8 protein-coding genes are annotated in these 11193 nt (G+C 71.9%); all 8 read left to right on the plus strand.

Features of this window, described 5'->3' with window-relative positions; genetic code table 11:
• Positions 1-44: 44 nt before the first annotated feature.
• The 8 genes from RB150_10110 to RB150_10145 all read left to right on the plus strand — a co-directional run bounded on the left by RB150_10110 (position 45) and on the right by RB150_10145 (position 11024).
• On the plus strand, positions 45-1049 hold the full coding sequence (locus tag RB150_10110; GenBank protein ID MDQ7820886.1) for an ABC transporter permease: 1005 nt from the start codon (positions 45-47) through the stop codon (positions 1047-1049).
• Positions 1042-1947 (plus strand): ABC transporter permease, encoded by a 906-nt coding sequence (locus RB150_10115; GenBank protein MDQ7820887.1) that lies wholly within the window; start codon positions 1042-1044, stop codon positions 1945-1947. Before RB150_10110 ends, RB150_10115 begins: the two co-directional genes overlap by 8 nt.
• Entirely contained in the window at positions 1929-2969 is a 1041-nt protein-coding gene (locus tag RB150_10120; GenBank protein ID MDQ7820888.1) for an ABC transporter ATP-binding protein, read from the plus strand. The genes RB150_10115 and RB150_10120 overlap by 19 nt, the downstream gene beginning before the upstream one ends.
• Positions 2969-4060: an ABC transporter ATP-binding protein gene (locus RB150_10125; protein ID MDQ7820889.1), complete on the plus strand. Its 1092-nt coding sequence runs from the start codon at positions 2969-2971 to the stop codon at positions 4058-4060. Before RB150_10120 ends, RB150_10125 begins: the two co-directional genes overlap by 1 nt.
• Positions 4057-6135 (plus strand): hydantoinase/oxoprolinase family protein, encoded by a 2079-nt coding sequence (locus tag RB150_10130; protein ID MDQ7820890.1) that lies wholly within the window; start codon positions 4057-4059, stop codon positions 6133-6135. The genes RB150_10125 and RB150_10130 overlap by 4 nt, the downstream gene beginning before the upstream one ends.
• On the plus strand, positions 6132-7862 hold the full coding sequence (locus RB150_10135) for a hydantoinase B/oxoprolinase family protein (protein MDQ7820891.1): 1731 nt from the start codon (positions 6132-6134) through the stop codon (positions 7860-7862). Before RB150_10130 ends, RB150_10135 begins: the two co-directional genes overlap by 4 nt.
• A gap of 181 nt (positions 7863-8043) precedes the next feature.
• Positions 8044-9042 carry a TAXI family TRAP transporter solute-binding subunit gene (locus RB150_10140; protein MDQ7820892.1) on the plus strand — a complete coding sequence of 333 codons (999 nt, stop codon included), beginning with the start codon at positions 8044-8046 and terminating at the stop codon, positions 9040-9042.
• A gap of 20 nt (positions 9043-9062) precedes the next feature.
• Positions 9063-11024, plus strand: coding sequence for a TRAP transporter fused permease subunit (locus RB150_10145; GenBank protein MDQ7820893.1), 1962 nt, complete (start codon positions 9063-9065; stop codon positions 11022-11024).
• The last annotated feature ends 169 nt before the right edge of the window (positions 11025-11193 follow it).

Raw genomic sequence — 11193 nt, forward strand, 5'->3', positions numbered from 1 at the left:
GGAGTGGCCGGAGGGGTCGCGAGGGCCCCTCCGGCCAGCCGCCCATGAGCTTCCGCGCGTACCTGCTCCGCCGCACCCTGCACCTGATGCCGGTCCTGCTCGGCCTGTCGGTGCTCATCTTTGTCATCTCCCGGGTCATCCCCGGCGACCCGGTGCGATTGGCCCTGGGGCTGGAAGCCACCGACGAGCAGGTGGCCCAGCTGCGCCGGCAGCTGGGGCTGGACCGGCCGCTGGCGGTCCAGTACCTCTCGTACGTGGCCGGCGTCCTGCGGGGCGACTTCGGCTACTCCCTGCGCACCCACCGCAGCGTCACCCGGGACATCCTGGAGGCGCTGCCGGCCACGGTGGAGCTCACCACGGTGGCGATGCTGCTGGCGGTGGCGGTGGGCATCCCCCTGGGGGTGCTGGCGGCGGTACGCAAGGACCAGGCCCCCGACCACATCAGCCGGATCCTGGCCCTGGTGGGGGTGGCACTGCCGCGCTTCTGGCTGGCCATCCTGCTGCAACTGCTGCTGGCCTATCACCTGCGGTGGCTGCCCACCATCGGCCGCGGCCCGGCGCCGCCACTGCAGGTGACGGGCCTGTACCTGGTGGACAGCCTGCTGGCCGGACGCCTGGACGCCTTCTGGACGTCCCTGCGCCACCTGGCCATGCCGGCCCTGGCCCTGTCGGTGGGTACCCTGGCCCAGGTTATGCGTCTGATCCGGGCCGGCATGATCGAGGAGATGCGCCGGGACTACGCGCTGGCCGCCCGCTCCTACGGTCTGCCCCCGAACCTCATCCTCTACAAGTACATGCTCAAGAACGCGTTCACGGCCACCCTGACCGTCCTGGGGCTGAGCTACGGCTTCCTGCTGGGCAACGCGTTCCTGGTGGAGGCGGTGTTTGCCTGGCCCGGGCTGGCGTTTTACGGGGTGGACGCCCTGCGCTTCAAGGACTTCAACGGCGTCATCGCCGTCACCCTGGTCATCGGAGCCGCCTACGCCGTGGTCAACCTGCTCACCGACATCCTCTACGGATACTTCGACCCCCGGGTGCGCTATGGCTGAGGCCGCCGCCGTTCCCTCCCTGCGCGCGGTGCGCGCCGACGAGTGGCGCAAGATGTGGGCGCGCTTCCGCCAGTCGTCGCTGTCCCTGGTGGGGGCCGGCATCGTGGCCGCAGTGGTCGCGGGGGCGATCTTCGCTCCGGTCCTCGCCCCCTACCCCCGCCACGCCGGGGTCTTCGTGGACTTCGACCACGCCCTGCGGCCCCCCAGCGCCCGCAACTGGCTGGGGACCGATGACGCCGGCAGGGACATCCTGTCCCGCATCCTGTTTGGCGCGCGCATCTCCCTGGCCCTGGGGGTGGCCGTCCTGGCCCTTGCGGTCGCCGTCGGAGTGCCCCTGGGCGTGGTGGCGGGCTATTTTGGCGGGCGGGTCGGGGACGTGATCATGCGGGTGACCGACGTCTTCCTGGCCGTGCCGCCCATCGCCCTGGCCCTGGCGGTGACCGCCGCCCTGCGCCCCACCCTCACCACCGCCATGGTCGCCATCGCGTTTGCCTGGTGGCCGTGGTACACGCGGCTGGTGTACGGGCAGGTCCTGTCGCTGCGGGAGCAGCAGTTCGTCGAGGCCAGCCGCGCGGTGGGGGCGTCGGCATGGCGCATCGCCTTCCGGGAGATCCTGCCCAACACCTGGTCGCCGGTGATCGTGAAAGCCACCCTGGACATGGGGTTTGTGATTCTTACCGCCTCCGGCCTCAGCTTCCTCGGGCTGGGGGCACAGCCGCCGACCCCCGAGTGGGGGACGATGATCGCCGAGGGGCGGAACTACCTGCCCGGCGCCTGGTGGGCGGCCACCTTCCCGGGACTGGCCATCTTCCTGACGGTGCTGGGATTCAACCTGCTGGGCGACGGGCTGCGGGATGTCTTTGACGTGGAGATCGAGCAGTGGCGGGCCGGGAGCTGAGGGGGACGGGCGGGCGGGCTCAGGACAGCGCCGTCCAGCGTCCGTTGCTGGCGGTCGAGGATCTGGTGGTGCAGTTCCGGCTGTACGAGGGGGTGGCGCGGGTCCTCAACGGCGTCCGCCTGACCGTCGGCCGGGGGGAGCGGGTGGCCCTGGTGGGCGAGACCGGCTGCGGCAAGTCCCTGACCGCCAGAGCCATCCTGGGCCTGCTGCCTCCCGCGGCCCGGGTGTCGGGCCGCATTCTGTGGGAGGGCACCGACCTGCTGTCCCTGTCCGAGCGGGCTCTGCAGGCCATCCGCGGACGGCAGATCGCCCTGGTCTTCCAGGATCCCGGAACGGCGCTGAATCCGGTGTTCACCGTCGGCGAGCAGATGCTGGACGTGGCCGCCTGGCAGGGAGCCCCTCGCGCGCGGCTGCTGGGCCGCTCCGACGGCGCCCTGCGCCGCCGCTGCCTGGAGATGCTGCGGGTGGTGCGCATTCCCGACCCGGAGGGCATCTGGCACCGCTACCCGGTGGAACTGTCCGGGGGGATGCGCCAGCGGGTGCAGATCGCCCTGGCGCTGCTGGGAGATCCCCGGCTGCTGATCGCCGACGAGCTGGGCACCGCCCTGGACGTCTCCATCCAGGACCAGATCCTGCAGGAACTGGGCGACCTGGTGCGCACCCGGGGACTGTCGGTGCTGTACATCACCCACAACCTGGGGGTGGCGCGCACGGTCAGCGACCGGATCTGCGTCATGTACGCCGGGGAGATCGTGGAAACATCGCCCACGGCGGATCTGTTCCGCCGCCCCCTCCACCCCTACTCCCAGGGCTTGCTGGCCGCGGTCCCGCGGCTGGACGGCCGCATCGGCGAGGGGATCGACGGGCGCATCCCCGACTACACGGCGCCACCGCCGGCCTGCCGGTTCGCCCCCCGCTGCCCCTTCCGCATGGAGATCTGCGACCGGGTGCGCCCCACCCTCCTGGAGGCGGAGGCGGGCCGGCAGGTGGCCTGCCATCTGTACCCGCGGGAGGGCACCTGATGGCTCTGCTGGAGGCCCGCGACCTGACCAAGCACTTCCCTCTCACCGCCGGGCTGCTGCGCCGTGTGGTGGGGGTCGTGCGGGCCGTGGAGGGAGTCAGCCTCGCGGTGGAGGCCGGCCAGACCCTGGGGCTGGTGGGAGAGACCGGGTCGGGCAAGACCACCCTGGGTCGGCTGCTGGTCCGGCTGCTGCCGCCGACCGCCGGCCGCATCCTGTTCGACGGGCGCGACATCACGGACCTGGGCGACGCGCAGCTGCGGGAGGTACGCCGCCACCTGCAGATGGTTTTCCAGAACCCGGCGTCCGCGCTGAATCCCCGCAAGCGCGTGAAGGACATCGTCGAAGACCCCCTGGTCGTCCACGGGCTGGGCGGGCCCCTGCAGAGGCTGCGGCGGGTCGCCGAGCTGCTGGACCTGGTGGAACTGCCCCCTGGGCAGTTCCTGTTCCGCTACCCCCACGCCCTCAGCGGCGGCCAGCGGCAGCGGGTGGCCATCGCGCGCGCCCTGGCCCTGCACCCCAAGGTGGTGGTCCTCGACGAGCCCACCTCCGCCCTGGACGTCTCGGTGCAGGCCAAGATCATCGCCCTGCTGAGGCGGCTGCAGCGGGAGCTGGGCCTGACCTACCTGTTCATCTCCCACGACCTGAGCCTGGTGCGGGCCGTGGCGGATGTGGTGGCGGTCATGTACCTGGGCCGGATCGTGGAGGTGGCGCCCGCCGACGTCCTCTTCCGCCGCCCCGCCCACCCCTACACCCGGGCGCTGTTGTCGGCGATCCCCACGGTCTCCGATGAGGAGCGCGCGCTGATCCCGGAGAAGATCGTCCTGGGGGGCGAGATTCCCAGCGCCGCCCGGGTGCCCCCCGGGTGCAGCTTCCACCCCCGCTGCTACGCGCGCATCGAGGGGTGCGACCGGGTGGTCCCCGAACTGCTTTCGATCGGTCCCCACCACCAGGTGCGCTGCATCCTCTACGATCCCCGCTCAGGAGCGGCGGCCCGGCTGGCTCTGGCCGCCCACCGGCTGCCGGCGCCGGCCGGCGGCCCGCCTGGGTCCGGTCCGGGGCCGTCGGCCGCGTCAGGAGGAGGAACGCCGTGAGGTACCGCGCGGCGATAGACATCGGAGGCACGTTCACCGACCTGGTCCTGCTGGATCAGGCCGCCGGACGCCTGCACCGGCACAAGGTCCTGACTACCCCCCGGGCGCCGGACGAAGGAGCCTTGACCGGCCTGCAGCAGCTGTGCGCCCGCGCCGGCATTGCGGTGGCCCGGCTGGACACCGTCATCCACGCCACCACCCTGGTCACCAACGCGCTGCTGGAGCGCACCGGGGCGCCCACCGCGCTGCTGACCACGGCGGGGTTCCGGGACATTCTGGAGATGGGCAAGGAGCAGCGCTACGACATCTACGACCTGTTCCTGCGCTACCCTGAGCCCCTGGTGCCCCGCCGCTGGCGCGCGGGCATCCGCGAGCGGATCACCCGGGACGGCGAGGTGCGGTTGCCGGTGGATCTCGACCAGGTGCGCCGGGTCCTGCGGTCCCTGGTGCGCCAGGGCGTGCAGGCGGTGGCGGTGTGCTTCTTGCACGCCTACCGCAACCCGGCCCACGAGCAGCAGGTCGGCCGCCTGATCCACGACGAGTTCCCGCACCTGGCGGTGTCGCTGAGCAGCGAGGTCAGCCCGGAGATTCGCGAGTACGAGCGCACCAGCACCACCGTCTGCAACGCCTACGTGCAGCCGCTGGTGGACCGCTACCTGCGGCGGCTGGAAGAGGCCCTGGCCGCCGAGGGATTCGCCGGACGGCTGCTGCTGATGCTGTCGTCGGGCACCCTGGCCGCCCCGGACCTGGCCCGGCGGTTCCCCGTGCGTCTGCTGGAGTCCGGGCCGGCCGCCGGGGCCCTGCTGGCCGGCCACCTGGGCCGGCGGCTGGGGCGGTCGGACCTGGTGGCATTCGACATGGGTGGGACCACCGCCAAAGTGTGCCTGGTCCGCGACGGCCGCCCCGCGGTGACCTCCCTGCTGGAGGCGGCGCGGGTCCACCGTTTCAAGCCCGGCTCGGGCATCCCGGTCAAGACTGCCGTCGTGGACATGATCGAGATCGGCGCGGGCGGGGGCAGCATCGCCGGCGCGGACGCCATGGGCCTGCTGCGGGTCGGCCCCCGCAGCGCCGGCGCGGATCCCGGGCCGGCCTGTTACGGCCGCGGGGGACAGGAGGCCACGGTCACCGACGCCTGCGTGGTCCTGGGCTACTACGACCCGCAGGCCTTTCTGGGCGGGGCGATGCCGCTGGACGCGGAGGCCGCCCGCGCGGCGGTGGCGCGGGTCGGGGAGAAGGTGGGGCTGGACCCGGTGGCTGCCGCCTGGGGAATCTTCGCCGTGGTCTGCGAGAGCATGGCGCAGGCGGCACGTCTGTACCTCATCGAGCGCGGCATGGATCCCCGCCGGTGTGCCCTGGTGGGCTTCGGGGGCGCGGGGCCGGCGGCGGCGGCGCGGGTGGCACGGCTGCTGGGGATGCGGCAGGTCATCATCCCCCCGGCGTCGGGGCTGGCGTCGGCCGTGGGCCTGCTGGTGGCCCCCCCGGGCGTGGACCTGGGCCGCTCGCTGGCCGGCCAGCTGCAGGAGCTGGACTGGGATGCGGTCGAGCGGATGCTGTCCGAGATGGAATCCGCCGGCACGGAGGTGGTGATCGCCGCCGGGGGGGAGGCTGCGGCCGTGACCAGCGAGCGTCGGGTGGAGATGCGCTACCTGGGCCAGTTCCACGACATCGAGGTCGCCGTGCCCGACCATCTGGGCCCCGACGCCGCCCGTGTCCTGCGGGACCGCTTTGACGCCGAGTACGCCCGCCTGTACGGCCTGGCTCTGGACGGCTACCCGGTGCAGGCGCTGAACTGGCGGGTACGGGTGAGCGCTCCGGCGCCCCCGGTGGACCTGGGGGCCGATGGCGGCGGGCGGAGCCGCCCGGCGCTGCGGGGCCGCCGGCCCATCTACCTTCCCGAGCGCGGATTCGCGCCGGCCGCGGTCTACGACCGGGCGGCGCTGGCCGGGGGCGCGACGGTGGAGGGGCCGGCGGTGGTGGAGGAACCCGAAGCCACCACGCTGCTGTGGCCGGGAGACCGCCTGGTGGTGGACGCTCAGGGGCATCTGATCCTCACGGTGGGGGAGACGACGCGATGACGGTCCGGACCTTCGATCCGGTAGCCCTGGAGATCATGTGGAGCCGGTTGATCAACATCACCGAGGAGTGCTGGGTCACCATCTGGCGCACGGCGTTCTCCACCATCATCGGGGAGGCCCAGGACTTCGGGTGCGAGTTGCTGGACGAACACGCCCACTCCATTGCCCACTCGCCGCGCTCGATGCCGGTGTTCAACCTGACCCTCCCCCAGGCCGTGCGGGCGCTGTACGAGGCGTTCCCGCCGGAGGAACTGGAAGACGGCGACGTGCTGGTGACCAACGATCCCTGGGTGTGCGCCGGCCACCTGTTCGACATCGCGGTGGTGACGCCGGTCTTCCGCCGGGGCCGCCTGGTGGGCCTGGTCGGATCCATCGGCCACTGTTCGGACATCGGCGGCACCAAGGACTCCGGCCGCGCCCGGGAGGTGTACGAGGAAGGCCTGCAGATCCCGCCGATGAAGCTGTACCGGGCCGGGCGGCTGAACGCCGACCTGGCCCAGGTGATCCGTCGCAACGTCCGCCACCCCCAGATGGTGTTCGGGGACATCCAGGCCCAGGTGAGCGCCAACCACGTGGGGGCCCGGCGGCTGCTGCAGTTCATGGACGAGTATGAGCTGGACTCCCTGGAGCCGCTGGCCCGGGAGGTGCAGGCGCGGGCGGAGGCGGCCATGCGGGAAGCCATCGCCCGCATTCCCGACGGAACCTACACCAGCGAGGTCACCTTCCAGGTGGCGGGCCGGCGCCTGCGGCTGGGCTGCGAGATCGTGGTGGCGGGGGACGAGCTCACCGTGACCTGGGACGCGCCCCCCGAACTCCCCTACGGCGGGGTGAACTGCACCGCCACCTACACCGCCGCCCACACCACCTACGCCCTGAAGTCCATCCTGACCCCCGAGATCCCCAGCAACGCCGGCTGCTTCCGGCCCCTGCGCGTGCGCGCCCCGGAGGGCAGCGTCCTGGCCTGCCGGTATCCGGCGTCGGTGAACCAGCGGACCATGGTGGGGTGGTTCTGCGGGCCGGCGGTCTTCCGGGCGCTGGCGCCTGTCCTGCCCGACCGGGTCCAGGCGTTCACGGGCCTGCCGGGGTTCTGCGCCGCCTACGGCCGGGACGCCCGCGGCCGCGTCTTCAACGACCACATCATGTTCGGCGGAGGCCAGGGGGCCGGCCGGCACGCCGACGGGGTGTCCGCGCTGCTGTACCCCACCTCCGCGGCCAACGTGCCGGTGGAGATGTTCGAGCAGCGCACGCCGCTGCTGGTGGAGCGCAAGGAGTTCATCCCCGACTCCGGGGGTCCGGGTGAGCACCGCGGCGGCCTGGGCCAGCGGGTGGTGCTGCGCAAACTCTACGACGACGGGCTGCCGGTACTGTGCCAGGTCCTGCCCCACGGCCTGGGATCGCCCCAGGAGGGCCTGCTGGGCGGGCGGGCCGGGGGACCCGCTGCCTACCGGATCCGCGGCCGGGTGCTGGCCCGGACCGAAGGACTCACCCAGCTGGTGGAACTGCGTTCTCCCACAGACGTCGTGGTCCTGGATGCAGCCGGCGGGAGCGGATTCGGCGACCCGCGCCGCCGCCCGCCGGACCTGCTGGAGTGGGACCTGCGCGAAGGCTACATCACCCCCCGGGGGCTGGCCGCCTACGGGGCGCGTCTGCGCAGCGGGCGGATTGTCCGCACCCCCACAGCCCGTCCGCGCCGCCGGCGACGGCCGCCTTCCCGTCGAGCCGGCTGACGGCACACGGGCGCCACACCCGGCCGCAGTTTGCCTGCGCTAACATCCGGCGTTCTGCCGCGGGCTCACGGGCGGGCCCGCCGGCAGGAGCCGCCGCGCGGCCCGCGCGAATTGACCGTATGCGGACCCTGGCGCAGTTCCCCGGACACGGGAGAAGACACAACCGGAGGGGATGGCTCTCATGAGATCGCGGGCAACGGTGCTGACTGTGCTGCTGGCCGCCGCGCTGGTGGCCGGAGCGGTGGGAACGGCTCAGACCCAGCCGCGGCCGGGCTGGCCGCGGTCGGTGACCATCGGATCGGCGTCCATCGGCGGTGTCTACTTCGTGGTGGCCGGCGGGTGGGCGCGGGTCATCGGCGAGAAGATGGGCCTGGCGGCCACCAACCGGGTCACCGGCGGCCCGGTCCAGAACATCCAGCTGGTCCAGGCCAAGGAGATCGAGCTGGGGATGACCACCACGGGGCCGCTGTACGAAGCCCTGCAGGGCATCGGCGAGTTCGCCGGCAAGAAGATGGACGCGGTCCGCGTGATCTTCCCCATGTACACCTCCTACGCCCACTGGATGGTCAGCGCCGATTCGGGCATCCGCTCGGTGGCGGACCTGTCCGGAAAGGTGGTGAGCCTGGGTCCCCGGGGCGGGTCGGCGGAGTTCGTGGGCGAGCGGGTCCTGCAGCTGTTCAACGTCAAGCCGCGCCGCATCGTCTACCTGGGGTTCGCCGACGGGGCATCGGCCATCCGGGACGGCGTGGTGGACGCCGCCTTCGGGGTCATCGGTGTCCCGGTCCCCGCGTGGGTGGAGGCGGCCATCACCCGGCCCATGCGGTTCTTCGGCTTCACCCGGGAGCAGATCGAGGTCCTGACATCCCGCTACCCCTACCTGGCCCGGGCGGCCATCCGGCCGGGGGTGTACCGCGGGCAGGATGAGGCGATCCAGACCGTGCAGATGTGGAACGCGGCCATCGTGCACCGGGACATGCCCGAGGACTTCGTCTACGAACTGACCAAGGTCATGCTCACCAACCGGGAGTTCCTGGCCACGGTGCATCCCACGGCCCACGAGATGCTGCCGGTGAACATCTTCTACATCAAGATGCCGATGCACCCGGGCGCCATCCGCTACTTCCGGGAGCAGGGGGTGACCCTCGCCCCCGAACACATCCCGCCCGAGATGAAGAGGTAGCCCCCGCCCGGAGTCGTGTGGTGAGCCCGGACCGATCCGCCCTCCCGGTCGATACCGAGACCCTCGGCCAGGTACCCGAGGTGCCGTCGCGCGTGCTGTCGCCGCGCCTGCGGGCCCTGGTGCGGGCCATCGCCGTGGCGATGGCTGTCTACCACATCGTCCAGCTGGGGCGGCTGTTCGGCATCGTCACTGATCCCCAGAAGCTGTTTGCGGTCCACGTCACCTTCGTGGTGGTCCTGGCGTTCCTGGTCATCCCCGGCCGCCGCGGCCAGCAGACGCCCACCGTGCTGGACTGGCTGCTCATCGCGGCGACCCTGGTGGTCCTGGTTTACGTGTTTGTGACCTTCGAGGATCTGACGCAGCGGGCGGGAGTCTTCCCCACCCGGGGGGATGTGATCGTCGGCACCCTGCTCCTGATCGTGACCACGGAGGCCGCCCGGCGGGCGACAGGGTGGTCGCTGCCGATCATGGGGCTGGCGTTCGCCCTCTACCCCTTCCTGGGCCCGTATCTGCCGGGCCTGCTGACCCACAAGGGGTTCTCGTTCAGGACGGTGGTATCATTCCTGTTCAGCGACAACGGCATCTATGGCGTGCCGGTCCAGGTGTCGGCCCGGGACGTCTACCTGTTCATCCTGTTCGGGGCGTTCATCGAGGCCTCCAACATCGGCAAGTTCATCGTGCAGGCCGCCCTCAGCGTGGCCGGCAGCCGCCGGGGTGGCCCGGCCAAGGTCTCCATCCTCACCAGCGCCCTGTTCGGCACCGCCAGCGGGTCGTCAGCCGCCAACGTGATGGTGGACGGGGTGATCAACATCCCGCTGATGAAGGCCACCGGCTTCACCGGACCGGTGGCCGCCGGCATCGAGGCCATGAACAGCACCGGCGGCCAGATCGTCCCGCCCATCATGGGCGCCGCCGCGTTCCTGATGGCCGACATCCTGGCGATCCCCTACTCCCAGGTGGCGGTGGCGGCCGTGGGCCCGGCGCTGCTGTACTACGTGGCGGCTTACTGGATGATCGACCTGTACGCGTCCTCCCGGGGCCTGCGGGGGCTGTCCCGGCACGAGCTGCCCCGGTTCCGGGAGGTGATGGTCCAGCACGGCTACCTGCTGGTGCCCATCATCGTGCTGCTCTACATGATCATGGTGGTGGGTGCGGCGCCCGCCCGCGCCGCCCTGTATGCGCTGGCCACCGCCTTTCTCTTCTCCCTGGTCCGCCCCGACACGCGGCTGGGCCTGCGCAAGATCGTCTCCGCCATGGAGGAGGGGGCCAAGCGCATCATCGAGATCGGCGTCTCCTGCGCCTCCGCCGGGGTTATCGTGGGCATCCTGGCCCTGACGGGGCTGGGCGGGAAGTTCTCCGAGCTGCTCATCAATCTCTCGGGCGGCAACCTGCTGCTGGGGCTGGTGGCCACCATGGTGGCCGCCCTGATCCTGGGCATCGGGCTGCCGACCACGGCGGCGTACGCCATCGCCGCCAGCACCCTGGCCCCCGCCCTGATCCGGATGGGCGCCCTCCCCCTGGCGGCCCACATGTTCATCTTCTACTTCTCCATCATCTCGGCGGTGACGCCGCCGGTGGCGTTTGCCTCCTTCGCCGCCGCCAGCATCGCCCGGGCGCCCATGTGGGAGTCGTCGGTGGAATCGATGCGGTTCGGCCTGGCGGGCTACATCGTGCCGTTCATGTTCGTGTACGGGCCCGCGATCCTGCTGGGACAGCGCCCGTGGCCGGAGACCGTCCTGGCCCTGGCCACGGGCAGCCTGGGCACCCTGTGCCTGGCGGGCGCGGTCATCGGTTATCTGATCCGCCCCGCCACCCTGCCCGAGCGCGCCGCCCTGCTGGCGGCGTCGCTGCTGCTCATCCGTCCCGGGGTAGCCACCGATCTGGCCGGACTGGTGCTGCTGGCCGCCGTGCTGGCGGTCCAGCGGAGCCGTCCGGCGCGGGTCCCGGCGACCGAACCCGTGGGAAACGCCCCGTCGCAGTAGCCCCGTCGCGCCGGCTCAGGCCGGTCCTCCCAGGTAGGCGCGCCGGAGACGGGCATCCTCTCAGGATCCCTCAGAACCTGTCCACCCGGAACGGGTCGGCGGACACCCGCGGCGCCCGCCCGCCCACCAGGTCCGCCAGCAGGCGGCCGGTGCCGGGCGCCAGGGTGAA

The organism is Armatimonadota bacterium, from assembly GCA_031081675.1.
GTDB lineage: Bacteria > Sysuimicrobiota > Sysuimicrobiia > Sysuimicrobiales > Kaftiobacteriaceae > Calidihabitans > Calidihabitans tengchongensis.